This window comes from Kitasatospora sp. NPDC087314 (assembly GCF_044744365.1).
Classification (GTDB): domain Bacteria; phylum Actinomycetota; class Actinomycetes; order Streptomycetales; family Streptomycetaceae; genus Kitasatospora.
This window is the reverse complement of the sequence record NZ_JBIUYE010000016.1, coordinates 88,086-114,479: the sequence shown is the minus strand read 5'-3', so window position 1 is coordinate 114,479 and position 26,394 is coordinate 88,086. Positions and strand designations below refer to the sequence as shown.

Sequence of the window (26,394 nt, the reverse complement as noted above, 5' to 3'; positions counted from 1 at the left end):
TCGTCGCCTGCTGATCCAGCGTCAGACTACCGAGGTCAGGCCGCTGTCGACGACGAGCGCGGCTCCGCTCGACTCGGCTCGTCAGCCTCTCCGCAGGCCCAGACCGAGCGCGACTCGCGGACCAAGGGACTTCTGGGACCGCTACCGGAAGTCGTCCGCGTGCTCCCGGGCCCACGAACGGAAGCTTCGCGCCGGGCGTCCGAGCACCTGCTCCACGGTGTCCGTCACCCGCTCCGGCTCGTGCGTGAACGACTCCCAGGCCCGCAGCCTGGACTCGACGAACGCCGCGTTCCCCCAGGCCGCCGTCAACTGCTCGCGGGCGGTCTCCGGCGACAGGTCCTCCCACCGCACCTCGGAGCCGATCTCCTCGCCGATGATCCCGGCCAGCTCGGCGTGGGCGATCGACTCGGGCCCGGTGATCACGTACTTCGCCCCGTCATGCCCCTCCGTCGTCAACGCCCGCACCACCACGTCCGCGATGTCGCGCTCGTGGATCAGCGACCGGCGGGCCTGCCCGTACGGCCAGCGGACCACACCCTGCCGGACCTGGTCGGCCCACCCGAGCATGTTCGTCGCGAAGTCGATCGCCCGCACGAACGTCCAGCCCAGGCCGGACGCCCTGATCAGCCGCTCGATCTCCTGGTGGAAGACCGTGGCCGGCTCGCCGTCGGCGAGGTCGGCCACGTCCGCCGACAGGTACACAACGCGCTTGGCGTGCGCGGCGATCAGCTCCACCACGCGCGGCTGCACCGGGATCCCCGGCCACATCAGATAGACGCTCTCCACCCCGGGCAGCGCCGCCTCCAGGCTCTCCGGCGACGCCAGATCACCCCGGACTGCCTCCACCGCCTCGGGCAGCGAGGCCCGGTCCGGGTCCCGTACCAACGCCCTTACCCCGAAGCCGCCTTCGGCCAGCGAGGACACCACATGCCGACCCACCTTGCCGGTCGCACCGATCACCAGAATCTTGGTCACGCCCCGCCCAACACCCGTCAGCCCCGAACTATGCCTACCAGTCGTGCTGCACCGGCCCGATGGCCCTCAACCCTGCCTTCCCGGCCAACCACTCCGCACGCCGGGCAGGAAGCCTCCCAGGCCCGGTGCCGCGGATCACCCGAATGTCCGAGCGCGCCGGCGTGCGTGGAGAGCCCCGTGATCGGGCAACCGCACCTGCACTTCCACGGCTTGCCCAGGACCGCGCGGACCGGCGGACGCGCGTGAAGATCACGTCGAGGGCATCAGGCGAAGGGAGCGGCCCACAGCGGGATACGGCGGAGATCGTCCAGTGTGCACTGCAGTCCTGCCAGTGCGCAGAGCACGCGCATGTTGATCGCAGCGTCGGGTTCGTCATCGTCGAGGTGGTCCTGCTCGAAGATCCCGGCGGCCGCGACGGCGTCACGCAGTCCAGCGGGGATCTCCTCGGCATCACGAGCCGGGTCGAGTTCCTCGGAGATCGAGAACAGCAGCTCGCCATCGACCGCATAGTCGAGGTTCGTGTCGGCATTGATGGAGAAGGTGCAGGTGGCAGCCTGCTTGCCCGTGGTTGACAGCAGCTTCGCCGGAGATTCGCCATCCTCCCCGAAGGAGGTCAGGCCGCCATCGTCGTAGACGAACGTCCAGTCACCCACCCGGCCGGACAGGAGCACGGCGCCGCTGTCCGTCGGGCCGATCGCCGCACGCGCGAGCGAGGTCCATTCGTCAGGGCGCTGCGCCGGAAGTCGGCCTGGCCGACTTCCGGCGCAGGGGGGCCGCCGCTCAGAGCGGGGCGATGGTCGGGACCGTCGCGAAGTCGAGGCTGGTGACGCCGTCGGGGGTGAGGCAGGCGGCGGCCCGACCCGGATCAACCCGCCACGCGTGCCACGTACTTGCCGGTGGCGCGGCCCTCCGCCATGGCGTCGTGGGCGGCGGGGGCGGCGGCCAGGTCGGGCAGTTCGGTGACCGGCAGGGTGAGCCCGCCGCCGGCCATCAGGTCGAGGACGCGGCCGATCGCCCGCCCCAGCCGGGCCGGGGCGGTGGCGGCCAGCGCCCGGTGGCTGAAGCCGGTGACGCTGAGGTTGCCCGCCATCAGCCGGACGAGCGGGGGCAGGTCGGTGACGGCGCCGCCGCCCGCGTTGCCGAACAGGACGATCCGGCCGCCGGGCGCGGCCAGGTCCAGGTCGAGTTCCAGCGCGTCGGTGCCGAGCGGGTCGAGGACGAGGTCGACGCCCCGGCCGTCGGTGGCGGCCCGGACGGCGTCGCGCAGGCCCTCGTCGCGGGCGAAGGCGTGGTCGTAGCCGGTGGCGACGGCGGCCGCGGCCTTCTCCGGGCGGCCCACCGTGCCGATCAGCCGGCCGCCGCCGAGCAGCGGGACCAGTTGGGCGACCGCGTTGCCGATCCCGCCGCCGGCCGAGTGCACCAGGACGGTGTCCCCGGCGGTGAAGCGGCCCGCGTCGGTGAGCAGCAGGATCGCGGTGGCCAGTCCGAGCGGGGCGGCGGCGGCCTCGCGCAGCGCCAGCCCGTCCGGGACGGGCACGGTGAGCACGGCCTCGGCGAGCACCACCTCGGCCAGGCCGCCGCCGGTGGGCGCGGCGACCACCCGGTCGCCCGGCGCCAGCCCGGTGACGCCCTCGCCGACCTCCCGGACGGTGCCGGCCACCTCCTTGCCCGGCCGGTACGGCCAGGCGGTGACGTACCCGGCGTCGCCCCGGCGGCCCATCACGTCGACGAAGTTCAGTCCGGCGTAGGCGACGTCGACCGCCACCTGGCCGGGGCCGGGGCGCGGCGCCTCGACCTCCCGGATCTCCGTGTGCTCGGCTCCACCGGGTGCGGTCATCACCAGTGCGCGCATGTCGGGCCCCCTCGGCTACGATGTTCGACGAACGACGAAATTGACGTGAGGCAAGTGGTACCACGCAGTTTCGATGATTGTCGAACATTGTAGATCGGAGAGGTCGGACCATGCCCCGCAGCACCCGGCGCCGACCGGCGCTCGCCCACCCCGCGACCGAGGAGATCGACCTGTTCGACGTCCTGCACGCGCTCTCCGACCCCACCCGGATGACCATCGTGCGGACCCTGCGCGCCGAACCCGAACGGGCCTGCGGCACCTTTCCCGTGGACGTCGCCCCCTCCACCCTCAGCCACCACTTCAAGGTGCTGCGCGAGTCCGGCCTGATCCGCCAGCGCGAGGAGGCCAACCGCCGGCTCACCGCGCTGCGCACCGTCGACCTGGAACGGCGCTTCCCCGGCCTCCTCGACACCGTCCTGGCCGCTCACGCGCAAGCCCCTGCCGTCGCCGAGGACGGGCAGGGGCTCTAGCGGGCCGCGCGAGGGCGGCCGCGCGACGGATGGGCGGGCGCAGTCGGCGCGGACGCCGTCAGCGCAGGCGCGAGGAGGACAGGATCGACGCCAGGTGCGCCACCACCATGCCCCAGGTGATCACCGCGATCCCCGCGACCGCCGCCCGCGTCGCGTCCAGGTTGCCGAGCGCCGCGTCCACCGCGGCCGCCGCCAGCAGCACCAGGGAGGCCTCGATGCCGTTCGTCACCCGGTGGATCTTGAACACGGAGGCGAACCGCCGCGCGGTCGCGATGCCCTGTGAGCGCGGCTGGGTGGACTCCTCGTCCGCCGGCGGCTGCCCGCTGCGGGCCCGGGCCACGTCCACCAGGTCCGTCGAGGCCTTGAGCAGCACCACGCCCAGCGCGGCCGCCAGGCCCACCGACACCCACAGCTCCGACCCGCCCCGGGCCGCCCGCGCGCCCGCGCCGATCATCAGCGCCGCGTCCGCCAGATAGGCGCCGAGCCGATCCACGTACACCCCGGCCATGCTGAACTGCCGCTTCCAGCGAGCCACTTCACCGTCGACGCAGTCGAAGAGCAGGAACAGCTGGAACAGCACCGCCGCCAGCACCGCGCCGGTCAGGCCCGGGATCAGCAGGGCCGCCCCGCCGCCGACCCCGCACACCACCATGACCCAGGTGAGGGTGTTCGGCGAGACCGACGTCCGCACCAACTGCCGGGTCGTGCGCAGCGAGATGCGGCGCATGTACAGCCGCCCCGCCCAGTGCTCACCGTTGCGGCTCTGCAGCTTGGCCTGCGGCTGGCACACCTCGCGCAGCTCCGCGAGTGCCGGAGCAGCCACCATGACGACATCCCTCCACCTGTCCCGAAACGATCACCTCAGGCTACGGCCTCCCGGACCCCGCCCCGACCGGCCGGTTTCCACCGCCCGCAGGGGTGAGGAGCACGGCCCACCGGGTCGAAAACCGGTGGGCCGCCGAACCGCCCCCGGGCTAGGCTGCGCGGGTTCGCCGGAACCCGAGGCCCCGGCCCCGATCACCCGCCCCCGCAAGCCGGTTGACGTGGTCCGGAGCGGAACGAGGAGTGCTGATCATGGTGACCACAGGCGGCGCGGTGCAGCGTCCGGGCCTGACCGAACTGCTGGCCCGGCACCGACCGCAGGGCCCGACGGAGACCGCCGACCACGAGCGCGCCCGCCACCTCGCCGAGGCCGCCGCCGGAGCCGCCGATGTCTGGGGCCGGACGACCCCGCTGCACTTCACCGCCTCCGCGCTGATCGTCCACCCGCCGACCCGGCGCGTCCTGCTGCGCTGGCACGTCCGCCAACAGGCCTGGCTCCAGGTCGGCGGACACGGCGACCCGGGGGAGACCCTGCCGCTGGACATCGCGCTGCGCGAAGGCCTGGAGGAGACCGGGCTCACCGACCTCACCCCGTGGCCCGACGCCGCCCTCGTCCACCTCGCCGTCGTCCCCGTCCCGGCCTCGCCCGTCGAACCGGCCCACGAACACGCCGACCTGCGCTTCCTGCTCGCCACCGACACCCCGGAGCAGGCACGGCCGGAGAACCCCGCCGCCCCGCTGGAGTGGCTCACCATCGCCGAGGCCCGGCAGCGGACCACCGAGGACAACCTCCGCGAGACCCTCGACCGGGCCGGCCGCCTGCTCGACGCCCTTCCCGCCTGACCAGTGGACCCCCTGGAGAACACCCGGATGCACACCGACCAGACCCTCATCTTCGACGCCGACGACACGCTCTGGGAGAACAACGTCCTCTTCGAGCGCGTCATCGACGGCTTCCTGGACTGGGTCTCCACCCCGGCCGAGCGGGACCGCACCAGGACCCTCCTCGACGGGATCGAAGCCGCCAACTCCGCCGCCCTCGGCTACGGCGCCGCCGTCTTCCGGCAGAGCCTCGCCGACTGCCTGCGGCGGCTGAACGGCGACCGCACCCCCACCCCGGCCGAGGAGGCCCGGATCGAGGAGCTCCTCGCCCCGCTCACCGGCCGCGGGATCGAGCTGATCCCCGGCGTCGCCGACACCCTCGCCACGCTCGCCGGGCGCCACCACCTGCTGCTGCTCACCAAGGGCGACCTCGACGAGCAGCAGCGGAAGGTGACGGCCTCCACGATCGACCACCACTTCCAGGGCGTCCACATCGTGGCCGAGAAGTCGGCGGAGACCTACCGGCGGCTCACCGCCGACCTCCGCCTCGACCCCGACCGCACCTGGATGATCGGCAACTCGCCCAAGTCCGACATCGCGCCCGCCCGCCAGGCCGGCCTGCGCACGGTCTTCATCCCGCACGAGCACACCTGGGTCCTGGAGCACGCGGACCTCGGCCCCGACGAGGCGACCCTGCAGCTGGCGACCTTCCCTGAACTGCTGCGGCACTTCTGACGGACGGCGGCGGCGTCGGCCGCGATGTCGACGGCGGCGCTCACAGCACGAGCGCCGCCGCCGGCGCCGGTGCGCCACCCCGGTGCAGCCACGCCCGCTCCGTGGTCGACCACACGCTCGTCGTCACCACGTAGAGCGCGGCGGCCACCGGCACCAGCGCCGCGAACAGCACCGACCCGAACGACAGGTACGGCAGCAGCCCCGCCCCCGGCTGAGGGGTCGCCTGCGCGGCCGTCGCCCGCCTGGCCCGACGGAAGTTGACGTACCCGACCGCCGCCAGCGCGGCGTACAGCAGGCCGAACACCGCCAGCTGGCCCGCGCCGTGCGCGCTCCCCACGTGCAGGCCGAGCGGCACGCCGAACAGGGTGTGGTCCTGCAGGTCGTTCGGGGTGGTGAACAGGCGGTACATCACCGAGAAGAACGGAAGCTGCAGCACCATCGGCAGACACCCCGCGAACGGCGAGGCCTGCTCCTCCCGGTACAACTCGGCCAGCGCCTCCCGCAGCTTCTCCGGGCGGTTCTTGTACTTCTTGTTCAACTCGGCGACCCTCGGCGCCAGCCGGGCCCGCGCCTTCTCCCCGCGCGCCGCCGCCCGCGCCAGCGGATGCAGCGCCAGTCGGACGGCGACGGTGAACAGGACGATCGCCAGCGCCGTCGGCAGCACCTGGGCCAGCGCGGCGACGGCGGTATGGGCAACGGCGACGGCAGGGTCGAGAACAGCGAGAACAGACATGGTGAAGCGAGCCCTCCGGGGTCTCAGAACATGAGTGATCGGCGGAGGACGGCCGCGGGAAACGGCGGAAGAGGACGAAACTACGCGGCCGCCAGGGCCGCACCCGGTGCCCTCGGGCGTCGCCGGCCCCGGGCATCCGGATCACGCTGCGGCAGGAACGCCGTACGGAACGCACGCCGCCGCAACACCCCGCTGCGCACCGCCGCGGGCGCCCGCGCCCCCGGCAGCCGCGTCCCGGTCAGCGTGCCCGCGACGGCACCGGCCACCAGCGCGACGGCGGCGACCGCCGCCACCGAGGCGAACGTCCCGCCCTCGGTCATCAACTCGCCGGTCAGCACCCGGAGCAGGCCGAGCAGCATCGTGACGACGGCCATGCGCTGCTCCCCCCTTCGGTGCCACGGACCCACGGACTTCAGACGTTGAGGACGATCGCCGGGCCCTTCGAGTTCCCGCCCGGACGGGAATTCCTCCGGGCCTGCGCTCCGGGGCTCTCCGTCCGGTCCGGGGCGCCGGGTGCGCCGTCATCGGGGGCGACCTTCGCGCCCGCGACCTTCGCGGGGTTGAGCGCGTGCAGGGCGGCGGCTGCGGCGGTGTCGGCTTCGGTGGCGACGGACACGGCGTCCTCCATGATCGCGACGTGCCGCCGGAGTTCGTCCCACGTCCGCCGGTGGCGGGCGACGGCCGCCGGGTCGTGGCGCTCAGCGGGCGGCAGACCGGGGAGGGTGACCGTGCCGTCCTCGGCCACGGTCGCGCCCAGGGCCTCGGCGTCGCCGATCGCCCGCAGGAGCCGTCGGCCGGCCTCGGTGAAGGCCGACCCGGCCCGGTGCAGGGCCGCGGAGACGGCCAGCGCCTCGTAGTGGAAGGCGCGCAGTTCGTCGGCGAGGAGACCGATCTCCCGCACCGCCTCGTCGGCGGCCGCGCCGCTCCACGGCCGGTTGCCGCCCGGCGGGGCGGAGTCGGGGTCGCCGGTCAGGGTCCGGATGACGTCGGCCCGCATCCGGGCGCTGACCTGTTCCATGTGGCCGGACACGCCGCTCCAGGTGTCGCCGGCCCGGTCGAGGGCTTCGAAGGAGGAGTGGCGGAGCTGGGCGAAGGCCACCATGGCTCACGGTGCCTTGCCGGGATCGGCGGCGCAGGCGGTGGAGTCGTCGGGGACGTCGGGGACGTCGGGGACGTCGGCGACCTCGGGGGTGGAGTGCGCGCGAGCGGTGGCGTCCAGGCGGTCGGCGGCCAGGCCCAGCCGGTGGTCGAAGCTCGTCCAGCGGGCCTTCCACCAGGTGAGCGCCTGTGCCAAGGCGGGTCCACTGCTCCACCCGTCGGCCAGGGCGTAGACCGCCGCGTCCGTGTCCGGCCCGGCCCGGCCGACCAAGTGCTTCAGGTCGCCGCGCAGGCGGCGGGACGCCCCGGCAGCCCGCTGGAGTGCGACCGGTTCCACGTGGACGGGGCCGCCCGTGCCGGCCCCGCCCGCCCAGGGACCTGCGGTCGGGGCCGGGGAGAGCGGTCCGACCGTCGGCGGGTCGTCCTGGCCGTAGAGCCAGGGGTTCTGCTTCTGCTCGCTCGTGTCGGTCACGACAGAGCCCCCCTCTGTACGAACGATGGCTCCCGAACCTAGCGGACCCGCCGGGGCGCGGAGGCGTTTTCACAGGGTTACGACCGCGGGCACGCGAGGGGTACACGGGGACCGTGCGAGGGGTGCTCAGGGACCGGCGCGAGGGGGACGCGGGGGCGGGCGCGAGGCGATGCCCGGGCGGTTGCGGGAGGTGTAGCCAGGGGTGCTACGCGGGGCTACCGTGGAAGCGTGAAGACGATTACCCAGCGGGAGTTCCGGAACAACTCCGCCGCGGTGATGGACGCGGTGGAGGCCGGCGAGACCTTCCACATCACCAGGAACGGGGTCGAGGTCGCGGAGCTGCGCCCGGTGTCCGGGCGGCGGCGACTCACGGCGGAGGAACTGGTGGCGCGGCACGTGAAGCTGCCGCGGGTGGACTACCAGGAGATGCGCAAGGAGGCCGAGGAGTACTTCGGCCCCGAGGAACTGGTGGGCGACGAGGGCGACGACCCGTTCGAGCGGCGGCGTGGCTGAGCGCAGACGGGCGCCCCGGCGGCGGCCGGCCGGGGTGCTCGACACCTGTGTCTACATCGACCTGGCGCTGCTCTCCCCGGCGGACCTGCCGGCCGTCCCGGAGCTGACCGCGATCACCTTCGCGGAACTGCAGCAGGGCGTGTCGATGGCCCGCGACGCGGTCAGCCGGGCGGCCCGGCTGGAGGTGCTGGGCGCGGCGATGGCCGACTTCGACCCGCTGCCGTTCGACGCGGCCGCCGCCGCCCGCTACGGGACGCTGGTCACCCTCACCATCGCCGCGGGCCGGCAGCCGCGCCCGCGCCGGATCGACCTGATGATCGCCGCCGTCGCCTCGGCCCACGGCCTGCCGCTGTACACCCGCAACGTCGCGGACTTCCGGGGCCTGGGCTCGGCGGTGGAGATCATCGGAGTCTGACGGCCGCCGCCCCTCAACTCCCGGTCCGAGAAGCCGAGATCGAGGGGACGGCGGGCCCGTCGGGCGCTTCGCGACCGGCACTCAGTCCAGGCGGACCGTCCTGCCCATGGCGGCGGAGGCGCGGGCGGCCTCCAGCACGGTGAGGGTGGCCACCGCGTCGCGCGGGTCGACCGGGGGCGGGGTGCCGGGGGAGGCCAGGGCGGCGGCGATGCCGGCGTAGTAGGCGGGGTAGTCGCCCGGGTCGGTGGGGAGTTCGATCGCGGACTCGTCGGTGCCCAGGGTGCCGTAGTGCGAGGGCTGGTCGGCGCCCCACGGGTGGGTGCCGTCCGGGCGGCGTCCGGCGCGCAGGTCCGCCTCCTGCGGGTCCATGCCGGGCTTGACGTACCCGGCGGTGTCGCCGAGCACCCGCAGTCGGGGGCCGATCAGCGGGGTGATGGCGCTGGTCCACAGGTGCGAGCGGGTGCCGGAGGCGTGGGTGAGGGCGAGGAACGCGTCGTCGTCGACGACCGCACCGTCCCGGCGCACGTCGATCTCCGCGTAGACCGTCTCCACCGGGCCGAACAGGGTCAGCGCCTGGTCGACCAGGTGGCTGCCCAGGTCGTACAGCGTCCCGCCGACCTCGGCGGGGTCGGCGAGCTCGCGCCAGCCGGGCTTGGGCTTGGGGCGGAACCGCTCGAAGCGGGACTCGAAGCGGTGCACCCGGCCGAGCGTGCCGCCCCGGACCAGCCGGGCGGCGGTCAGGAAGTCCCCGTCCCAGCGCCGGTTCTGGAAGACGGAGAGCAGGGTGCCCCGGGCCTCGGCGAGCCGGCACAGCTCCAGCGCCTCGGCGGCGGTGCCGGCCAGCGGCTTGTCGACGACGGTGGCCAGCCCGGCGCGCAGGGCGGCGTGGGCGAGCGGGGCGTGGGTGCGGTTGGGCGAGGCGATGACGACCAGGTCGAGCGCGTCCGGGTCGGCGAGCAGCTGCTCCGGGGTGTCGACGGCGCGGGCGCCGGGGTGTTCGCGGCTCAGCTGCTCGCGGCGCTCGGGATTGGCGGTGACCACGGCGTCCAGGCGCAGCCCGGGCGTGGTGGCGATGAGCGGGGCGTGGAACGCGGAGCCGGCCAGGCCGTAGCCGATCAGGCCGACGCGGAACGGGCGGGAGGTCTCGGGGCTCATGCGCTTACTCAATCACGCGACGCCCGGTTGCTCCCGGTATCGGGGGGTGGGGCCGGGGGGGACGGGGCCAGCGGGCGGTGGTGCCGTGCTGGTGCTGTGGTGGTGTTCCGGTGGGCGGGACGCGCTGCCGTCGGGCAGGTGTGCGGATTAGGCTGTGCCGCGTCAGGGCCATCGCAAGACGTTGCAACACTTCGGGAGACACGCACGTGGCAGACCGCAAGCCCATCGAGTCCTGGCTGACCGACATGGACGGCGTCCTCATCCACGAGGGCACGCCGATCCCCGGCGCGAAGGAGTTCCTGCGCAGGCTGCGGGAGTCCGGCAAGCCGTTCCTGGTTCTCACCAACAACTCCATCTACACCCCGCGCGACCTCAGCGCCCGCCTGGCCGGCATGGGACTGGAGGTGCCCGAGGACTGCATCTGGACCTCCGCCCTGGCCACCGCCAAGTTCCTCAAGGGCCAGCGCCCGGGCGGCACCGCGTACGTGATCGGCGAGGCGGGGCTCACCACCGCGCTGTACCAGGCCGGTTACGTGCTGACCGACAACAACCCGGACTACGTCGTCCTCGGCGAGACCCGTACCTACAGCTTCGAGGCGCTCACCAAGGCGATCCGCCTGATCAACCAGGGCGCCCGGTTCATCTGCACCAACCCGGACGAGACCGGCCCGTCCACCGAGGGCGTGCTGCCGGCCACCGGCTCGGTCGCGGCCCTGATCACCAAGGCGACCGGCGTCGAGCCGTACTTCGTCGGCAAGCCCAACCCGCTGATGATGCGGGAGGCGCTGAACACCGCCGGGGCCCACTCCGAGACCGCCGTGATGATCGGCGACCGGATGGACACCGACATCGTCGCGGGCATGGAGGCCGGCATGGAGACCATCCTGGTCCTCACCGGCCTGACCGCCGCCGACGACGTCGAGCGCTTCCCGTACCGGCCGACCCGGGTGGTCAAGTCGATCGCGGACCTGGTCGAGCTGGTCTAGCCTCTGCGGTGCTGTCGTGGGCCCCGTTCCGGCCGGTCGCCGGGGCGGGGCCCTTTCGTACCGGTGGGGACCGTGGGGACTGTGGGGGGCAACGGCGCAATGCGTGCGACGGGGGACACCGAGGGCACCTCGGGCATCGACGAGGGGTGGGCCGTCGAGGGCACGGCGGGGGCGGGCACCGAGGGCGCCGAGGAGAAGCGGGTCACCTGGGCCGAGCTCTACTTCGACCTGGTCTTCGTCTTCGCGATCACCCAGGTCTCGGGCCTGCTGCACCACCACCACGACGCCACCGGGCTCGTCCGGGCGCTGGTGGTGTTCGTGCCGGTGTACTGGTGCTGGGTGGGCACCACCGTGCAGGCCAACATCCGGGACGTGGACAACCTGCGGGACCGCCTCGGCATCCTGGCGGTCGGGCTGGCCGGCCTGTTCATGGCGCTCGCCGTCCCGGGCGCGTACGGCGGGCGGGGCGTGCTGCTCGGCGCCGCGTACTGGCTGGCCCGGCTGGTGCTGCTGCTCCTGCTGATCCGCGTCCCGGGCGTCTGGCGCGGTCCGTACGGTGCCGGCGTGCTGGTCAGCGGGCCGCTGCTGGTCGCGGGCGGGCTGGTGCCGGACGGGCCGCGACTGGCGCTGTGGGCGGCGGCCGCGCTCTGCGACCTGGCCGCGCCGCTGGTGTTCCGGCGGCGGCTGGCCGCGGTGGCGTACCACCCCTCGCACATGCCGGAGCGGTTCGCGCTGTTCCTGCTGGTGGCGCTCGGCGAGTCGATCGTCGGGATCGGCGGGACGGCGGCCGGTGCGCGGCTGGACGCCGCCGAACTCGCCGCCGTGGCCGCCGCGTTCACCATTTCGGCGGGCCTGTGGTGGCAGTACTTCGTGTACGCGGCGGACGCGATGCGGTACGCCGTGGTGGTCGCCGACTCCCGGCGGGACGTCATCCGCCGGATCTTCCAGTACGGGCATCTGGCGCTGGCCGCCGGGGTGATCGGGGTGGCGGTCGGCTTCGGGGAGACGGTCGCGGACCCCTGGCAGGCGCTCGGCCCGGGGTCGGTGGCGCTGCTGTACGGCGGGTGCGGGCTGTACCTGCTGACCTTCGGGTACACCCGCTGGATGATGTTCCGCAAGGTCGCGACGACCCGGGTCGGCGCGGCGGTGGTCGTGCTGGGGCTGGCGCCGGCGATGGTACGGCTGCCGGCGCTGGCGGTGCTCGTGACGCTGGCGGTGCTGCTGGTGGCCCTCAACGTGGTGGAGCACCTCCGGGTGGAGCGGGCGACCGCCGCGAACTCCCCTTCCGCTCCGTCCCCTTCTGCCGCTTCTTCCGGGCCTGCCCGCGCTCCGGCGGAGTGAGGTGTCGGTGGGGCTGTGTAGCGTTCGGGGTGAAAGAGGGCGTGCGGCACAACAGCCGCGGTGTGGGAGGTAGATGTCGTGACGGACACGGTCGAGGCTGGCGCGGTCGAGGCTGGCGAGGGCGGCGGGCTGGAGCTGCCCGAGTCCTGGCGCGCCGTGCTGGGCGCCGAGACGGAGAAGCCGTACTTCGCCGAGCTGGCGGCCTTCGTGGCGGCCGAGCGCGCGCAGCACCAGGTGTTCCCGCCGAGCGGCCAGGAGTTCGCCGCGCTGGAGGCCACGCCGTACGAGAAGGTCCGGGTGCTCGTCCTCGGCCAGGACCCGTACCACGACGACGGCCAGGCCCACGGCATGAGCTTCTCGGTGCTGCCCGGCACCAAGACGCCGCCCTCGCTGCGCAACATCTTCAAGGAGCTGGACGCCGACCTCGGCATCCCCGCCCCGGACAACGGCTACCTGATGCACTGGGCCGAGCAGGGCGTCCTGCTGCTCAACGCGGTGCTCACGGTGCGCGCGCACGAGGCCAACTCGCACAAGGCGAAGGGCTGGGAGAAGTTCACCGACGCGGTGATCAAGGCGGTGAGCGAGCGCGAGGAGCCGGTGGTCTTCGTGCTGTGGGGCAACTACGCGAAGAAGAAGCTGCCGCTGATCGACACGTCCAAGCACGTGGTCGTGCAGGGGGCGCACCCGTCGCCGCTGTCCGCCAAGCTGTTCTTCGGCAGCCGTCCGTTCTCGCAGATCAACACGGCGCTGGACGGCTTCGGCGGCGAGTCGATCGACTGGCAGGTGCCGAACCTGAAGCAGGGCTGAGTGCCGGGGGCTTAGTGACGTGGGTTGAGCGCCTGGGGGGTGGTCGAGCGACGGGCGGTCCGGGCGGGCGGGGTCGCTCGCCTGCCCGCTCACGGCCGCCTTCCGTTCACCGCCCGTCGCGGCCGGCCGGTTCCCGGTGTGCTTAGCTGGTGCCGACCGGTCGCCGGACCGGTTCTGGGGGAGGGGCGGTAGGTGCGCCGGGTGGGACGGACAGTGGCAATCCGACGGGCCGTGGGGGCGGCCCTGGTCGTGCTGTTGGCGGGGGCCGCCGGCTGTAGCGGCTCGACCGGCGGCTCGAACGGGGGATCTTCCGGCGGCCGTGGTGGCACCGCACCGGCCGCTGCGCCCAACGTCGCCACCCCCGGCCAGGCCACCGGCCCCGCAGGCCTCGCCCAGCTTCCCGGCCAGGCCTTCTACGTCTCCGACCGGACCAACGCCGCCCGGCAGGTGGTCGCGCTGCGCGGCCAGGGCCGGCCGGCGGAGGCCGACACGCTGCTGCGGATCGCCGCCCAGCCGTCCTCGCAGTGGCTCGGCGAGCAGGGCGCCAAGGAGATCGCCGAGCAGGTCAGCCGCCGGGCCGCCGAGGCGGACCGGACGGCGGTCTTCGTCGCCTACAACATCCCGCACCGCGACTGCGGCCTCTACTCGGCCGGCGGCGCCGCCGACGCCGCGTCCTACCGGGCCTGGATCAGCGGCGTCGCGGAGGCCCTCGGCGACCGCAAGGCCTGGGTGGTGCTGGAACCGGACGCCGTCGCCCACACCCTGGACACCTGCGGGATCAAGGGCGACCTGGCCGCCGAGCGCTACGGCCTGCTGGCCTTCGCCGTCCAGGAGTTGAAGAAGCGTCCGCAGGTGCGGGTCTACCTGGACGCGGGCAACCCCGGCTGGGCCCAGGACCCGGCCGAACTGTCCACCGCGCTGCGCAAGTCCGGGATCGCGGCGGCGGACGGCTTCGCGGTGAACGTCGCCAACTTCTACGACACCGACCGGAACGCGGCCTACGGGGGCCGGCTGTCGACCGCCCTGGACGGGAAGCACTTCGTCATCGACACCAGCCGCAACGGCAACGGCCCGCTGGGCGGCGACGCCTGGTGCAACCCGCCCGGGCGTGCGCTCGGTGAGCGGCCGACCGCCGACACCGGCCGGCCGGGGGTCGACGCCTACCTGTGGATCAAGAACCCGGGGGAGTCGGACGGCGAGTGCGGGCGCGGCGAGCCCCGGGCCGGCGAGTTCTGGCTGCCGTACGCGCTCGGCCTGGCGCAGGCCGCCCGCTGAGGGCGCGGGTCGGGCCGGGGTTCGGGCCCGCTGCGGACTCCGCCCGTTCCGTGCCGCTCAGCCGGTCACCTGGATCCAGCGCGCGACCGACGGGGTTTCGGCGGCGTCGGTCAGGAACAGCATGTACCAGCCGGGCGGCAGCAGGTTCGGGTTGCCGGGGAGGGTGAGCGAGACCCCGTCCGCCGAGCGCCCGCTGATGTCCAGGGCCACCGAGCGCTGTTCGACGTCGGTCACGTGGGTGACGGAACTGGGCCGGATCAGCTTGGCGGTGGCGACCGCGTCCGGCCGGGCCGTGCCGATCCGCACGGTGCCGCCGAGCTTCGCCGCCTCCGGTGCGGCGTCCACCTGCGGGCGGTCGCCGTGGAACAGGTACGGCGGGGTGTAGATCTCGATGCGCTGCTCGAACCCTCCCGGCGTGGTCTCCGCCTTGTCCGCGAACAGCGGGTTGGAGCCGAGCACGGCCACCCGGCCGTCCGGCAGCAGCAGCGCCTCGGAGTGGTAGTTGCGGCCGACGGTGGGCTCGGCGGCGGTGCTGAAGGTGTTGGTGTCCGGGTGGTACACCTGCGCCTTGAGCAGGTCGCTGGCGCCCCGGCCCCGGTAGCCGCTGGAGCCGCCGGTGGTGAACACGGTGTCGTTCGGGAGGATCACGCTGTTGAGGTAGCGGGTGCCGCCGGCCGGCAGGTCCGGGCCCGGGGTGAAGGCGGGTTCGGGGGCGGAGAGGTCGACGATGTCGGTCCGGGCGGTGGACAGCGGCGACTCGCCGACGCCCCCGCCGCCGAGCACCATCACCTTCTGTGCCTGCGCGGGCGGCAGCAGGACGGAGGACGAGGTCTCGGTGAGCGCCGGGTCGCGCAGGCCGGGGACGGGCTGGAAGGCGTTGTTCGACAGGTCCCACACCCCGGGATCGCGGCCCTTGTCGGCGGGGCCGTAGCCGGCGTTGGAACCGGAGTAGAAGAGCTTGCCGGAGGCGGTCAGGAAGATCGACGGGTAGGTCGGGAAGTAGCGGTCCGGGCCCTTGGACCAGGTCTTGTTCTTCGGGTCGTAGATCTCGTTGTCGTTGCCGTTGAGGATCTCCCCGGTGTCGTCCAGGCCCGAGACGGTGACCACCCGCCCGTCGCCGAGCCCGGTGAGCGTCGGGTACCAGCGGGCGTACGCCATGTCGGTGACCTGCTCGTACAGCTCGGTGTCCGGGTTGAACTCGAACGCGGAGCGGATGCCCTGGTACTCCTGCTTGTCCAGGGTCAGCTTCGCGCTCTGCCCGTACAGGTTGTGGGCGTCGGTACCGGTCAGGCCCTTGATCCGGTACTGGGCGGGGGAGTCGGCGACGTAGCCGGCGCCCTCCCCGACCGCCTCGACGAACACGTGCTGCTCGCCGGCGGTGACGACGGTCTGCGGGCCGGAGCCCGTCTTCACCGCGGCCGGGACGGTCACCGGCACGGTCGAGGCGTACTCGCGCCCGTTCGGGGCGACGAAGACGGTGCCCTTGGGGAACGTCCTGGCGCGGTCGGGGCTCTCGTTGCGCACCCGCATGACGCCGGCCGCCTTCTTCACCACGCCCGCCAGCTTCTCGTACCGCTGGGTGCCGCCGGCCACCAGGACGCGGCCGTCCGGCAGCGAGGAGTGGCCGCCGCAGAACATGTCGGCCGGGGTGGGGATCAGCTTGTAGGTGTTCCTGGCCGGGTCCCAGAGCAGGCTGCGGAAGCTGCCCGCGTCGAAGTGCTTCTCGTCGTTGCCGGAGCCGGCCACGATGAGGACCTTTCCGGTGCGCAGCAGCGTGGCGTGGACGGCGTTGACCCGGAACTCCGCGGGCAGGCCGAGGGTCTGCCAGTGGCCGTACTCCGCCTTGTACTCGGGGCGGTTGATCACGTACTGGTGGTACTGCTCGCTGGCGAAGCCGAGGACGGCGGGTGCGTTCATCCCGGCGACGGTCAGCGCGACGGTGCTGCCGAGGGCGAAGCGCTTGGTCCGGCCGGTCTTGTGGATCTTCACGGTGGTTGGTCCCCTCGTGAGGTTCGGAGGCTCTTGAGGTGGTCGGGAGATCGGGCGGTCGGTGGTGGGTCGGGCGGCGAGGTGGGCGGGGTGGGCTCAGCGGGTGGTGGTGCTCTCTGCCCGGCCGGGCGTCGCCGCGGTGACCGGTGTGGTGACCGGTGTGGTGACCGGTGTGGTGACCGGAGGCGTGGGCGCTGCGGCCTGGGCGGTGGCCCGAGCGGTGGCCCGAGCGGCGGCCGGGGCTCGGCGTGGGTCGCGGGCGTGTCGGGGGCGGCGCTTCTCCAGGACGACCCTCGGGGTCGCCGCCGGACCGCCGGTGACCGTGAGGGTGGCCGTGGGCCGGGTGCGCCGGCGGCGGACGGCGTCGCCGACCAGCACCAGGAGTGGCAGCACGGTCAGGACCAGGGCGATCCAGGCCCAGGTGCGCATCGCGACGTGGTCGTAGCCGGTGAAGAAGGAGGCCGTGATCGCGCCGCCGAACACCAGTGCCCAGAACAGGTGGAACCGGAAGGTGCTCACCCGGTCCGCGCTGGCCGAACGGCCCTTCGGCGTCACCACGAAGCGGCTGCGCCGCCGCAGCAGCGCCTGCACCAGCGCGGCCGCGTAGACCGGTCCGCAGAGCGCCGACATCAGCATGCCCGCGACCCCGGAGGAGCCGGCCGGCTCGTGCGGGCTCACGTTGTGCTTCCGGTTCCAGGTGTAGAGCAGCAGTTGGAGCGCGGCGGCGTCGCTGTACAGCATCATCCAGATCTCGGAGGACACGTGGACGCCCGAGGCGCCGAACCCCAGGTAGAGCACGCTGGAGAGGCCGCCGAGCAGCCAGGTGATCGCCGCCATCGGGTAGAAGCCCACCATCAGCGAGTAGTTGAGCAGCCGACCTGGCGACAGCTGCCAGAGTACCCGCCAGTACTGGGTGAGCAGGGTCTCGTAGGTGCCGCGGCTCCAGCGCAGTTGCTGGGAGAAGAAGTCGGTCCAGGAGGACGGGCCCTCGCCGACCGCGAGCACGTCCGGGGTGTACACGGACTTCCAGCGTTCACCGGTTTCGGGGTTTCGGCTCCGGTGGAACTCCAGACCGGTCGCCATATCCTCCGTGATGGAGTCGTACAACCCGCCGATCGACTGGAGCGCACGAATTCTGACGGCGTTGTTGGTGCCGACGAACATGGGCGCGCCGTAACGGTTTCCGGCGCGCTGGATGAGCGCGTGGAAGAGGTACTGCTGGCTCTCGGAGAATTTGGTGACGGCGGAACCCGAGCTCCGGTAGTTCCCGTACACCTGGGGACCGACCACGAATGCCACGTCCGGGTCGCGGAAGTAGCCCAGCATCCGCTCGCAGAGGTCCGGCAGCGGGGCGTGGTCGGTGTCGACCGAGACCCAGAAGTCGTAGTCGTCGCCGTGCGCCTGCAGCCAGGCGTTGTAGTTGCCGTGCTTGGTCCTGGCGCGGAACCGGCCCTTGGGCTGGTTCCAGAGCGGGCGGCCGAACCGGCTGAAGTGGCGGACGCCCAGTTCGGTGCAGAGCGCCTGCATTGCAGGATCGTTTCCCTCGTCCAACAGCCAGACGTCGTACGGGCCTTCGTGTCGGACGCCGCGTGCCGCGACCAGCGTGGACCGCACCATCTCCGGCGGCTCCTTGCCCGGCACACAGGTGGTGAGGAACGCGACCCGGGTGCCGGACTCCGGTGTCACCGGTATCGGATCGCGGGCGGCGAGCGTGGCGTGGGCGTTGGACACGACGTTGACCAGCCGGAACACCTCGACCACGGCGATGATCCCGATCATCACCTTGTCGCCCAGCAGTACCAGGGTGTGCGTCTCGCCGGGGCGCTCCGGCCAGTGCTCCGGCAGCAGCAGCCAGACCAGCAGCACCGCCTCCACCAGCGGGGCGGCCACCAGCAGCAGCGCGGCGCGGATCCGGTGCGGCTCGCGGCGTAACAGGCTGCGGTACTGGACGCGGTAGGGGGCGGGGGCCGGGGTGCCGGTCGGAGGTTGCGCGGGCTGCGGTACGGGCCAGTGCTCGGCCTGCGGTGCGGGCCACTGCGTCGGAGGGGTGCCGGGGTGGGTGGGCTCGGGCCGGTAGACGCCGCCGCCGAGGTCGTCGTCCTCGTCCGGGTCCCGGGCCGGACCGGCGAGCCGACTGAAGTGGCCGTAGTCGTACGGGGCTTCGGGCACGGGAACGGTGGCCAGGTCGTCGTCGAGCCGCCGTCCGGCGCCTCGTCCGCGGGCCGTCGCGGCGTCCTTCCGTCGCGCGAACGGCATGGTCATCGTCTGCTCCCCCCGCCGGGGCCGACCGTGCCGGTGGGCCCATTGGTGCGTGTTCAGACCGGGGGTATGCGACCCGCCGTCCCGTGGCGCGCCCGGCCGGCCGCGTTCGGCGGGGCGGGTCCGTTCCCCCCGGAGCCTTGCTTCGCCGTGCCTCGAAAGCCGTTCCGGTGGAACACCGCCCGGTGGACCGCCGTCTTTCCAGGCGGTCTTCCGGTCCGTCATTCGCGTCATGCGTCTGCGAGCGGAATCCATTGCGTGTTGACATGGGACTTCGAATGCGGATCCAGGTGTGCTTCCCGGCTTCCCCTCCGGGCACGCGGGAACCACGGCGTCCCCAACTCTCCCGGAGGGCAACCGTGATCGCAACCGATCTGGGAAATGATCACCGCGCAAGCATGAAGATCCTACGGTTCCAAGCCAATCCGGGTCGCGGTGGTGCTAATGCGGCGAATTCGAGGGAACGCCGGAACGGCCGGACCACCCCGGCTGGTGGTCCGGCCGTTCAAGCGGAGCCGGCCCGGCGCGTTCGGTCCGGTCCTGACTGGTCCTGTCTAGTTCGGTCCGTCTGGGCTGATCCCGGTCAGCGCGGAGGGAGGAGGGCTGCGCCCGTGGCGGCCTGGACGTCCGAGAACGCCACGCCCGGGGCCGTCTCCACCACGCGCAACCCCTCCGGCGTCACGTCGACCACGGCCAGGTCGGTCACGATCCGGTTCACGACTCCCCGACCGGTAGCGGGAAGCGAGAGCTCCTCGACGATCTTCGGGGAACCGTCCCGGGCGGTGTGCTCCATGACCACGATCAGTCGGCGGGCCCCGTGCACGAGGTCCATCGCGCCGCCCATGCCCTTGACCATCTTGCCGGGGATCATCCAGTTGGCGAGGTCGCCGGCGACCGACACCTGCATCGCGCCGAGCACCGAGACGTCGATCCGGCCGGCCCGGATCATGCCGAAGGAGAAGGCGGAGTCGAAGTACGAGGCGCCGGGGGCGACCGTCACCGTCTCCTTCCCGGCGTTGATCAGATCGGCGTGCTCCGCGCCCTCGACCGGGTAGGGGCCCACGCCCAGGATGCCGTTCTCCGAGTGCAGGACCACCTCGACCCCCGGCGGGAGGTGATTGGGGATCAGCGTGGGCAGGCCGATGCCCAGGTTCACGTACTGCCCGTCGCGCAGTTCACGGGCCGCTCGGGCGGCCAGGGCGTTGCGCGGGTCGAGGCCGGGCTGCGGGTGGCGGACACCCCCGGGGGCGGGGGTGCTGTTCGGGGTCGCGATGCGGGTCCGGGGCGCGATGCGGGTCCGGGGCGTGGTGCGGGTCCGGGGCGTGGTGCTGGTCGGGCTGGACATCGGCTCAGGCCTCCTGGAGTGCGGGCCGGACGGTCCGGCGCTCGATGCGGCGGTCCGCGGGATCGGCGGCCACCACCCGGTCCACGTACACCCCGGGCAGGTGCACGGCGTCCGGGGCGAGCTCGCCCGGTTCGACGATCCGGTCCGCCTCGACCAGGGTGATCCGGCCCGCCGTCGCGCAGAGCGGGTTGAAGTTACGGGCGGCGGCGTGGAACACGCAGTTCCCGTGCCGGTCCGCCACCTCGGCCCGGACCAGCGCGAAGTCCGCCGTGATCGCCTCCTCCAGCAGGTACCGGCGGCCGCCGAACTCCCGGACCTCCTTGGCCGGCGAGGCCAGTGCCACCGAGCCGTCCGCCGCGTAGCGCCAGGGCAGCCCGCCCTCCTCGACCTGGGTGCCGACCCCGGCCGGGGTGTAGAACGCGGGGATGCCCGCGCCGCCGGCCCGCAGCCGCTCGGCCAGCGTGCCCTGCGGGGTCAGCTCCACCTCCAACTCGCCGGAGAGGTACTGCCGGGCGAACTCCTTGTTCTCGCCGACGTACGAGGACGTCATCCGGGCGATCCGGCCCGCCCGCAGCAGCAGGCCGAGCCCCCAGTCGTCCACCCCGCAGTTGTTCGACACCACGCGCAGGCCGGTGGTGCCGGTGTCCGCCAGGGCGCCGATCAGCGTGCTCGGGATGCCGCAGAGGCCGAAGCCTCCGACGGCCAGCACCGCGTGGTCGGGAATGTCCGCGACCGCGTCGGCGGGGGAGTCCAGGACCTTGTCCAAGGGAGCACCTCGTGAGGAGTGGGATACGGGAGAGGGCGCACGATCCGGGCTGGCGCGGCAGCCGCCGCCGGACGGCTGCCGCGCCCCTCCACCGTCACCGGGCGCGGGCCGCCGTAGCCATGGCGGCCGCCGCCATGCACGGATGCCGGCCCGTGTCGGCAGGCCACACCCGGGTGCCCCGGGAGCGGCGCCGACCGGGCGGTATGTCGGCCAGAGCCACATCACGGTGGGCTGATGCGTCGCTCGGGCACATGTCGCCAGTCCCACCGCACACCTACGGTTCCGGCATCCACCCGCCGCACCCCCAGGAGTCGGTCACCATGCGCAGCTCGACAGCCCCCACTCGGACCGCCTCCGGCGCCCGCCCGGGCGAGGCCCTGACCGGCGGCCCGGCCCGGAAGCTCGCCGCCGTCGCGGCGTGCGTCCTGCTCGCCGCAGGCTGTGCCAAGGCCGGTACCGCCGGGACGGCCTCGGCGGGCGGCGGTGGTGCGAAGAGCCCGGTCAAGGTCGGCCTGGTGTACTCCAAGACCGGGCCGCTGGCGGCCTACGGCAAGCAGTACCTGGAGGGGTTCAAGGCGGGTCTGAGCTACGCGACCAAGGGCGCCGGCGCGGTCGACGGCCACAAGATCGAGTTCGAGGAGCAGGACGACGCGGGCGACCCGGCCAAGGCGGTGTCCGCCGCCAAGGACCTGATCGGCAAGGGCTACAAGGTCCTGGCCGGCTCCACCGCCTCGGGTGTCGCACTCCAGGTCGGCCCGATCGCCGCCCAGAACAAGGTGCTCTTCATCAGCGGCCCGGCCGCCGCCGACAAGGTCACCGGCTTGAACAAGTACACCTTCCGTTCTGGCCGCCAGTCCTACCAGGACATCCGTACCGCGGCCTCGTTCATCGGTGACGCCAAGGGCAAGAAGGTCACCGTGCTCGCTCAGGACAACGCCTTCGGGCAGGCCAACGTGGCCGCCGTCAAGGCCGTGCTCGGCGCCCAGGGCGCGACGGTCGACCAGGTGCTCGCCCCGCCCAGCGCCACCGACCTCACCCCGTTCGCCACCCAGGCCAAGACCGCCAAGCCCGACCTGCTGTTCGTCGCCTGGGCCGGTGACACCGCCTCGGCCCTGTGGACGGCGCTCAACCAGCAGGACGTGTTCGCCGACACCAAGGTCGTCACCGGGCTGGACCTGGCCGCCTCCTACCCGCTGTTCGGCCCGGCGGCCGAGAAGATCTCCTTTCTGAACCACTACTTCGGCGGCGCCGCCGGCACCCCGGTGGAGAAGGCCATGGACGAGGCCGTCACCGCCGCCGGCGGGAAGACCGACATCTTCACGCCCGACGGCTTCACCGCCGCCCAGCTGATCGTGCACGCCGTCGAGGTCAACCACGGCTCCGCCGACGACACTTCGGCCCTGGTCAAGGCGCTGGAGGGCTGGAGCTTCGACGGGGTGAAGGGACGCACCACGGTGCGCGCCGAGGACCACGCCCTCCTCCAGCCGATGTTCCAGGCCCGGCTGACCGGCACCGGGGCCGCCGCCAAGCCCTCGGTGGAGAAGGCCCTGACGGCAGACGAGGCGGCGCCCCCGGTCACCCCGATGGCGGGCTGATCCCGGTGCCCGCTCCCACTGCCTCCACTCCTCCCCCGCCCGGCGCCTCGCCCGGTTCCTCGTCCACCGAATCGTCCGCTGCCTCGTCTGTTGCCTCGTCCGGCCCCCGCCCGTCCGCGTCGGTGTCGCCCACCGTGGGCGGCGGACGGGCCGCCCCGGTGTTGCGGTTGGACGGACTCGGCTGGTCCGTCCGCGGTGTGCCGATCGTCGAGGACGTCTCCTTCTCGGTCGGCGAGGGCGAGTTCGTCGCCTTCATCGGGCCCAACGGCGCCGGGAAAACCTCCCTCTTCAACCTGATATCCGGCATCTATCCGGCGAGCCACGGCGGCCTCCAGCTCGACGGCGTGGACATCACCGCCGAGGCCGTGCACGCCAGGGCACGCCGGGGGCTTGGGCGTACCTTCCAGACCTCCTCTCTCTGGCCGGGGATGACGGTCGCCGACCACGTCCGCCTGGCCGCCCAGGCGGCGGCCGGGCCGCGCGCCTCGTACCGGCTCTGGCGCCGCGCCGACCGCTACCAGGAGCAACTGGCCGAGACCCTCCACCGCACCGAACTCACCCACCGCGCGGACACCTTGGCGGGCGCGCTCTCGCACGGCGAGAAGCGCAAACTGGAACTGGCCGTCCTCCTCGTCTCCGATCCGCGGCTGATCCTGCTGGACGAGCCGATGGCCGGGGTGAGCGCGGAGGAGGTCCCCGCCCTCACCGCGCTGATCCGCTCTGTGCACCGTGACCTCGGCCGGACCGTCCTGATGGTCGAGCACCACATGGACGTTCTGCTCGGCCTGGCCGACCGACTCGCGGTGATGCACCACGGCACGCTGCTCGCGCTGGACACCCCCGAGGCCGTGATGGCCAACCCGACCGTGCAACAGGCCTACCTGGGTGAGGCGCTGTGATCTCCTCTCCGTTCTCCTCGTCTTCCTCCTCTGTCACGCCCACGTCTCCTGCCGACCCCCTCCTCTCCGTCCGCGATCTGCGGGTGGTCATCGACGGGCTGCACATCCTGCACGGTGTTGACCTCGATGTGGCCCCTGCCGGGGTGACCGCGCTCCTCGGCCGCAACGGCGCCGGCAAGACCACTGCCGTCAAGGCCGTGATGGGCCTGGTGCCGCGCACCGGAAGCGTCCGATTCTCCGGTGTCGAACTCTCCTCCCTTCCCACGCATCTGGTGGTCCGTCACGGCATCGGCTATGCGCCCGAGGACCGGGGGATCTTCGCCGGTCTGACGGTCGCCGAGAACCTCCGCCTCGCCGAGCGCGGCGCCCGGGGCGAGGCCGGGGCGGACGAGCCGAACTATCCGCTCGTCCACGAGCTCTTCCCCGAACTCAAGCGGCGGGCCGGGCAGTTGGCCGGGACGCTCTCCGGCGGCCAGCAGCAGATGGTGGCGATCGGACGGACGCTGATCAACCGCAACCGGTTGATCATCGCCGACGAGCCCACCAAGGGCCTGGCACCGAAGATCGTCGCCGAGGTGGCCGAGGTGTTGGCGCGAGCGGCCGAGGCCGTGCCCGTTCTCCTGGTCGAGCAGAACCTCGCCCTCGTCCGACGGCTGGCCGGCACCTGTGCGGTCCTGGCCGACGGCCGCACCGCCCACCGGGGCGACACCGCCGAGCTGTTGGCCGACGAGGAAGCCGCCCGCCGCCTGCTCGGCGTCGGCTCCCGTCACCCACTCGCCGGCGGCCCCCGGCCCGCCGCGGCTCCGGCCGCCCCTGTCGTCACCGCGGAGGTGAAGCCCTGATGGACACCGTCGTCCTCCTTTCCTGTACCGGACTCGGTCTTGGTGCGCTGTACTTCCTGGTCGCCTCCGGTCTGTCGCTGATCTTCGGTCTGATGGACGTGCTCAACTTCGCGCACGGCGCCCTGCTCTCCATCGGCGCCTATGCCACCTGGTGGGCCGGCACCGAGGCCGGCCTCTCGTTCTGGCTCGCGGTGCCGTTCGGCACCCTGGTCGGGACGGCCGCCGCCGTCCTGCTGGAGCTCTTCCTGATCCGCCCGCTCTACAGTCGGCCGCGTGATCAGATCCTCGCCACCGTCGGGGTCGGGCTCGCCGTACCCGCCCTCCTGATGGGGGTCTGGGGCGCGGACGCCCGCCCCTTCCCCCAGCCGGCCCTGCTCTCCGGCACCTGGCACGTGCTCGGTGCGACCGTCCCGGTCAACCGCTTCGTGCTCGTGGCCGCGGCCGCGCTGCTGTTGCTCGCTCTTCGGTTGTTCCTCGCCCGTACCCGCTACGGGCTGATCGTCCGGGCCGGCGTCGAGGACCGGGCGATGGTCACGGCGCTCGGCATCGACGTCCGGAAGGCGTTCACCCTCGTCTTCGCCATCGGCGGGGCGGCCGCCGCGCTCGGCGGTGCCCTCGGCGGCCTCTACTTCGGTTCGGTCAATCCCGGCCAGGGGACCGGCCTGCTCATCTTCGCCTTCGTCGTCGTGGTGATGGGCGGCATGGGCTCCGTGACCGGAGCCGCCGTCGCCTCGGTGGGCGTGGGCCTCGTCCAGCAGTTCGCCAACTACTACACCGGCGCCGGGCTCGGCGACCTCTCGGTCGTCGTCCTGCTCGCCGTGCTGCTTCTGGTCCGACCCCGTGGACTCACCGGGAGGCTCGCGTGAGCGCCGAAACTCCGATCACGAGCACCGGTGGCCCCGCGGTCGACCGCAGCGCCGCCACCTCGGCAGGGGGGACTGACACCAGCCCTGCCATGACCGCCATGCAAGCAGAGGGGACTGACACCAGCTCCGCCGAGACCGTCACTGTGGCAAGGGGGACTGACACCGGCCTTGCCGAGACCCATTGTGAACACACAGTCGACCTGGGTGCTATCCCTCGAACAGGTGATTCAGTCACTAATCGCTGGACATCGATGCACAGAGCGCTACGCTGGTGGCCGATCGCCCTGCTGATCGCGTTCCTTGTCGCCCCATACAGTGCGCTTCCCGTCCCGGGACTGCTCGACGGCCCGCTCGGCAGCCCAGGGAGTCTGCAACTGCTCGCCCTGTGCCTGCTCTACGGGGCCCTCGCCACCGGCTACGACCTCCTGCTCGGTCGGACCGGACTGCTCTCCTTCAGCCACGCGCTCTACTTCGCGACCGGTCTCTACGCCACCGACCTCGGCATGCTGGAACTCCGACTGCCCTTCGCCGCCGCGGCGGTGTTCGGCGTCGCCTGCACCGTCGCGCTGGCCCTGCTGCTCGGCTCGGTCAGCCTCCGCGTCACCGGCATCGGCTTCTCCATGGTCACCCTCGCCTTCGCCCAGGCCGGCTCGATCCTCGTCCAGCGCAACCCCGGTGGCGTCACCGGCGGCGAGGAGGGGCGTTCCGCCCCGGCCGACCTGCTGCCCTCCGGCCTGCTCGGGATCGAGAACACCGCCAACCTCTACTGGATCGCCGTCTGCTACCTGGTGCTGACGGTCGCCGTGGTCCACTGGGCCGTCAACTCGCCGGCCGGCCGGGTCTGGGAGGGCGTCAAGGAGAACGAGCGCCGGGTCGAGGTGCTCGGACTGCGGCCCTACGGCTACAAGTTGGTCGCCTTCGTGCTGTCCGGCGGCCTCGCCGGGCTGGGCGGGGTGGTCTACCTGCTGCTGACCGGCGGCGCCACCCCGCAGGCCGCCGGCTCCGACGCCACGCTCGCCCTGCTGGTCATGGTGGTCCTCGGCGGCTCCGGCACGCGCTGGGGCCCGCTGCTCGGCGGCGTCCTCTACACCTGGGCCGGCCACCGGCTGGGCGACCTCGCCAACTCGGCGACGATCGCAGACCTGCCCGCCGTCCTGCGGGTACCGCTCTCCCAACCCCTGTTCCTGCTGGGCACCCTGTTCGTCGCGGTGGTCTACCTGCTGCCCGGCGGCCTGGCTAGACTGCCTGCCCGCATCCGTGCCGCCCGATCCGCCCGGGCGGTCCGGACGCCGGCCGCCGTCCGGACCGCCCGCCCCACCGGAGGTACCCCCGCGTGAGCCAGTCGCCCCTACAGTCCGAAGA

At 72.9% G+C, this 26,394-nt stretch carries 27 protein-coding genes; 14 read left to right on the top strand and 13 right to left on the bottom strand.

All coding sequences use genetic code 11. The features are described 5' to 3' along the window. Positions 1–141 precede the first annotated feature (141 nt). The 3 genes from ACIO5E_RS31220 to ACIO5E_RS31210 form a co-directional block, all read right to left on the bottom strand. Positions 142–975, bottom strand: coding sequence for an NmrA family NAD(P)-binding protein (locus ACIO5E_RS31220; protein WP_400674302.1), 834 nt, complete (start codon positions 973–975; stop codon positions 142–144). A gap of 263 nt (positions 976–1,238) precedes the next feature. Then, positions 1,239–1,646 (bottom strand): hypothetical protein, encoded by a 408-nt coding sequence (locus ACIO5E_RS31215; protein WP_400674300.1) that lies wholly within the window; start codon positions 1,644–1,646, stop codon positions 1,239–1,241. A gap of 194 nt (positions 1,647–1,840) precedes the next feature. After that, positions 1,841–2,827 (bottom strand): zinc-binding alcohol dehydrogenase family protein, encoded by a 987-nt coding sequence (locus ACIO5E_RS31210; RefSeq protein ID WP_400674297.1) that lies wholly within the window; start codon positions 2,825–2,827, stop codon positions 1,841–1,843. Between the two features lie 110 nt (positions 2,828–2,937). On the opposite strand from ACIO5E_RS31210, the gene ACIO5E_RS31205 reads away from it, so the two are divergent. After that, positions 2,938–3,297 carry an ArsR/SmtB family transcription factor gene (locus ACIO5E_RS31205; protein WP_400674295.1) on the top strand — a complete coding sequence of 120 codons (360 nt, stop codon included), beginning with the start codon at positions 2,938–2,940 and terminating at the stop codon, positions 3,295–3,297. 58 nt (positions 3,298–3,355) lie between these two features. Here ACIO5E_RS31205 and ACIO5E_RS31200 read toward each other — a convergent pair whose 3' ends face one another. After that, positions 3,356–4,123: a CDP-alcohol phosphatidyltransferase family protein gene (locus ACIO5E_RS31200; protein ID WP_400674293.1), complete on the bottom strand. Its 768-nt coding sequence runs from the start codon at positions 4,121–4,123 to the stop codon at positions 3,356–3,358. Between the two features lie 248 nt (positions 4,124–4,371). Here ACIO5E_RS31200 and ACIO5E_RS31195 point away from each other — a divergent pair, with 248 nt between their 5' ends. Both ACIO5E_RS31195 and ACIO5E_RS31190 read left to right on the top strand, forming a co-directional pair. Further along, positions 4,372–4,962: an NUDIX hydrolase gene (locus tag ACIO5E_RS31195; RefSeq protein WP_400674290.1), complete on the top strand. Its 591-nt coding sequence runs from the start codon at positions 4,372–4,374 to the stop codon at positions 4,960–4,962. 27 nt (positions 4,963–4,989) lie between these two features. Next, complete coding sequence (locus ACIO5E_RS31190) at positions 4,990–5,676, top strand: HAD family hydrolase (protein WP_400674287.1); 687 nt, start codon at positions 4,990–4,992, stop codon at positions 5,674–5,676. A 40-nt stretch (positions 5,677–5,716) separates the two neighbouring features. Here the strand turns inward: ACIO5E_RS31190 and ACIO5E_RS31185 are convergent, their stop codons facing one another. The 4 genes from ACIO5E_RS31185 to ACIO5E_RS31170 all read right to left on the bottom strand — a co-directional run bounded on the left by ACIO5E_RS31185 (position 5,717) and on the right by ACIO5E_RS31170 (position 7,979). Next, a complete protein-coding gene (locus ACIO5E_RS31185; protein WP_400674284.1) occupies positions 5,717–6,409 on the bottom strand; it encodes a YidC/Oxa1 family membrane protein insertase in 693 nt (230 codons plus the stop codon). A gap of 80 nt (positions 6,410–6,489) precedes the next feature. Then, on the bottom strand, positions 6,490–6,783 hold the full coding sequence (locus tag ACIO5E_RS31180) for a DUF6412 domain-containing protein (protein ID WP_400674282.1): 294 nt from the start codon (positions 6,781–6,783) through the stop codon (positions 6,490–6,492). 38 nt (positions 6,784–6,821) lie between these two features. After that, positions 6,822–7,511 (bottom strand): hypothetical protein, encoded by a 690-nt coding sequence (locus tag ACIO5E_RS31175; protein WP_400674280.1) that lies wholly within the window; start codon positions 7,509–7,511, stop codon positions 6,822–6,824. 3 nt (positions 7,512–7,514) lie between these two features. Next, positions 7,515–7,979 carry a hypothetical protein gene (locus tag ACIO5E_RS31170; RefSeq protein ID WP_400674278.1) on the bottom strand — a complete coding sequence of 155 codons (465 nt, stop codon included), beginning with the start codon at positions 7,977–7,979 and terminating at the stop codon, positions 7,515–7,517. A gap of 228 nt (positions 7,980–8,207) precedes the next feature. Between ACIO5E_RS31170 and ACIO5E_RS31165 the strand changes: the two genes are divergently transcribed. Together ACIO5E_RS31165 and ACIO5E_RS31160 are read left to right on the top strand one after the other, a co-directional pair. After that, entirely contained in the window at positions 8,208–8,492 is a 285-nt protein-coding gene (locus ACIO5E_RS31165) for a type II toxin-antitoxin system Phd/YefM family antitoxin (RefSeq protein ID WP_030290733.1), read from the top strand. Next, positions 8,485–8,907 carry a type II toxin-antitoxin system VapC family toxin gene (locus ACIO5E_RS31160; protein ID WP_280679936.1) on the top strand — a complete coding sequence of 141 codons (423 nt, stop codon included), beginning with the start codon at positions 8,485–8,487 and terminating at the stop codon, positions 8,905–8,907. The genes ACIO5E_RS31165 and ACIO5E_RS31160 overlap by 8 nt, the downstream gene beginning before the upstream one ends. An 81-nt stretch (positions 8,908–8,988) precedes the next feature. On the opposite strand, the gene ACIO5E_RS31155 is transcribed toward ACIO5E_RS31160, so the two are convergent. Then, positions 8,989–10,062 carry a Gfo/Idh/MocA family oxidoreductase gene (locus ACIO5E_RS31155; RefSeq protein WP_400674275.1) on the bottom strand — a complete coding sequence of 358 codons (1,074 nt, stop codon included), beginning with the start codon at positions 10,060–10,062 and terminating at the stop codon, positions 8,989–8,991. 206 nt (positions 10,063–10,268) lie between these two features. Between ACIO5E_RS31155 and ACIO5E_RS31150 the strand changes: the two genes are divergently transcribed. The 4 genes from ACIO5E_RS31150 to ACIO5E_RS31135 all read left to right on the top strand — a co-directional run bounded on the left by ACIO5E_RS31150 (position 10,269) and on the right by ACIO5E_RS31135 (position 14,471). Beyond that, the gene (locus tag ACIO5E_RS31150) at positions 10,269–11,048 is read left to right on the top strand and encodes an HAD-IIA family hydrolase (RefSeq protein ID WP_400674273.1); all 780 of its coding nucleotides are present in this window, start codon (positions 10,269–10,271) and stop codon (positions 11,046–11,048) included. Positions 11,049–11,147: 99 nt separating this feature from the next. Beyond that, positions 11,148–12,389: a low temperature requirement protein A gene (locus ACIO5E_RS31145; RefSeq protein ID WP_400674270.1), complete on the top strand. Its 1,242-nt coding sequence runs from the start codon at positions 11,148–11,150 to the stop codon at positions 12,387–12,389. Between the two features lie 78 nt (positions 12,390–12,467). Beyond that, on the top strand, positions 12,468–13,196 hold the full coding sequence (locus ACIO5E_RS31140) for a uracil-DNA glycosylase (RefSeq protein ID WP_400674268.1): 729 nt from the start codon (positions 12,468–12,470) through the stop codon (positions 13,194–13,196). A 213-nt stretch (positions 13,197–13,409) separates the two neighbouring features. Further along, entirely contained in the window at positions 13,410–14,471 is a 1,062-nt protein-coding gene (locus ACIO5E_RS31135) for a glycoside hydrolase family 6 protein (RefSeq protein WP_400674266.1), read from the top strand. A 57-nt stretch (positions 14,472–14,528) separates the two neighbouring features. Here ACIO5E_RS31135 and ACIO5E_RS31130 read toward each other — a convergent pair whose 3' ends face one another. From ACIO5E_RS31130 to ACIO5E_RS31115, 4 genes are all read right to left on the bottom strand, one after another. Beyond that, the gene (locus ACIO5E_RS31130; RefSeq protein ID WP_400674264.1) at positions 14,529–16,460 is read right to left on the bottom strand and encodes a galactose oxidase-like domain-containing protein; all 1,932 of its coding nucleotides are present in this window, start codon (positions 16,458–16,460) and stop codon (positions 14,529–14,531) included. Between the two features lie 96 nt (positions 16,461–16,556). Beyond that, complete coding sequence (locus ACIO5E_RS31125) at positions 16,557–18,722, bottom strand: glycosyltransferase family 2 protein (protein ID WP_400674262.1); 2,166 nt, start codon at positions 18,720–18,722, stop codon at positions 16,557–16,559. Between the two features lie 580 nt (positions 18,723–19,302). Then, positions 19,303–20,064 carry a 3-oxoacid CoA-transferase subunit B gene (locus ACIO5E_RS31120; RefSeq protein WP_400674257.1) on the bottom strand — a complete coding sequence of 254 codons (762 nt, stop codon included), beginning with the start codon at positions 20,062–20,064 and terminating at the stop codon, positions 19,303–19,305. 4 nt (positions 20,065–20,068) lie between these two features. Continuing rightward, complete coding sequence (locus ACIO5E_RS31115) at positions 20,069–20,830, bottom strand: CoA transferase subunit A (protein ID WP_280679920.1); 762 nt, start codon at positions 20,828–20,830, stop codon at positions 20,069–20,071. 320 nt (positions 20,831–21,150) lie between these two features. Here ACIO5E_RS31115 and ACIO5E_RS31110 point away from each other — a divergent pair, with 320 nt between their 5' ends. From ACIO5E_RS31110 to ACIO5E_RS31090, 5 genes are all read left to right on the top strand, one after another. Continuing rightward, on the top strand, positions 21,151–22,425 hold the full coding sequence (locus tag ACIO5E_RS31110) for a substrate-binding domain-containing protein (RefSeq protein ID WP_400674254.1): 1,275 nt from the start codon (positions 21,151–21,153) through the stop codon (positions 22,423–22,425). 122 nt (positions 22,426–22,547) lie between these two features. Next, positions 22,548–23,324, top strand: coding sequence for an ABC transporter ATP-binding protein (locus ACIO5E_RS31105; RefSeq protein ID WP_400674252.1), 777 nt, complete (start codon positions 22,548–22,550; stop codon positions 23,322–23,324). A gap of 83 nt (positions 23,325–23,407) precedes the next feature. Continuing rightward, a complete protein-coding gene (locus ACIO5E_RS31100) occupies positions 23,408–24,166 on the top strand; it encodes an ABC transporter ATP-binding protein (protein WP_400674251.1) in 759 nt (252 codons plus the stop codon). Beyond that, positions 24,166–25,032, top strand: coding sequence for a branched-chain amino acid ABC transporter permease (locus ACIO5E_RS31095; RefSeq protein WP_400674249.1), 867 nt, complete (start codon positions 24,166–24,168; stop codon positions 25,030–25,032). Before ACIO5E_RS31100 ends, ACIO5E_RS31095 begins: the two co-directional genes overlap by 1 nt. 251 nt (positions 25,033–25,283) lie before the next feature. Continuing rightward, positions 25,284–26,369, top strand: a complete 1,086-nt coding sequence (locus ACIO5E_RS31090; RefSeq protein WP_400674247.1) for a branched-chain amino acid ABC transporter permease — start codon at positions 25,284–25,286, stop codon at positions 26,367–26,369. The last annotated feature ends 25 nt before the right edge of the window (positions 26,370–26,394 follow it).

Excerpts from the sequence above, each read along its gene's own strand:
- ACIO5E_RS31210 (WP_400674297.1), bottom strand. The coding sequence starts at position 2,827 with ATGCGCGCACTGGTGATGACCGCACCCGGTGGAGCCGAGCACACGGAG.
- ACIO5E_RS31205 (WP_400674295.1), top strand. The coding sequence starts at position 2,938 with ATGCCCCGCAGCACCCGGCGCCGACCGGCGCTCGCCCACCCCGCGACC.
- ACIO5E_RS31200 (WP_400674293.1), bottom strand. The coding sequence starts at position 4,123 with ATGGTGGCTGCTCCGGCACTCGCGGAGCTGCGCGAGGTGTGCCAGCCG.
- ACIO5E_RS31195 (WP_400674290.1), top strand. The coding sequence starts at position 4,372 with ATGGTGACCACAGGCGGCGCGGTGCAGCGTCCGGGCCTGACCGAACTG.
- ACIO5E_RS31190 (WP_400674287.1), top strand. The coding sequence starts at position 4,990 with ATGCACACCGACCAGACCCTCATCTTCGACGCCGACGACACGCTCTGG.
- ACIO5E_RS31185 (WP_400674284.1), bottom strand. The coding sequence starts at position 6,409 with ATGTCTGTTCTCGCTGTTCTCGACCCTGCCGTCGCCGTTGCCCATACC.
- ACIO5E_RS31180 (WP_400674282.1), bottom strand. The coding sequence starts at position 6,783 with ATGGCCGTCGTCACGATGCTGCTCGGCCTGCTCCGGGTGCTGACCGGC.
- ACIO5E_RS31175 (WP_400674280.1), bottom strand. The coding sequence starts at position 7,511 with ATGGTGGCCTTCGCCCAGCTCCGCCACTCCTCCTTCGAAGCCCTCGAC.
- ACIO5E_RS31155 (WP_400674275.1), bottom strand. The coding sequence starts at position 10,062 with ATGAGCCCCGAGACCTCCCGCCCGTTCCGCGTCGGCCTGATCGGCTAC.
- ACIO5E_RS31145 (WP_400674270.1), top strand. The coding sequence starts at position 11,148 with ATGCGTGCGACGGGGGACACCGAGGGCACCTCGGGCATCGACGAGGGG.
- ACIO5E_RS31125 (WP_400674262.1), bottom strand. The coding sequence starts at position 18,722 with ATGACCATGCCGTTCGCGCGACGGAAGGACGCCGCGACGGCCCGCGGA.
- ACIO5E_RS31120 (WP_400674257.1), bottom strand. The coding sequence starts at position 20,064 with ATGTCCAGCCCGACCAGCACCACGCCCCGGACCCGCACCACGCCCCGG.
- ACIO5E_RS31110 (WP_400674254.1), top strand. The coding sequence starts at position 21,151 with ATGCGCAGCTCGACAGCCCCCACTCGGACCGCCTCCGGCGCCCGCCCG.
- ACIO5E_RS31095 (WP_400674249.1), top strand. The coding sequence starts at position 24,166 with ATGGACACCGTCGTCCTCCTTTCCTGTACCGGACTCGGTCTTGGTGCG.
- ACIO5E_RS31090 (WP_400674247.1), top strand. The coding sequence starts at position 25,284 with ATGCACAGAGCGCTACGCTGGTGGCCGATCGCCCTGCTGATCGCGTTC.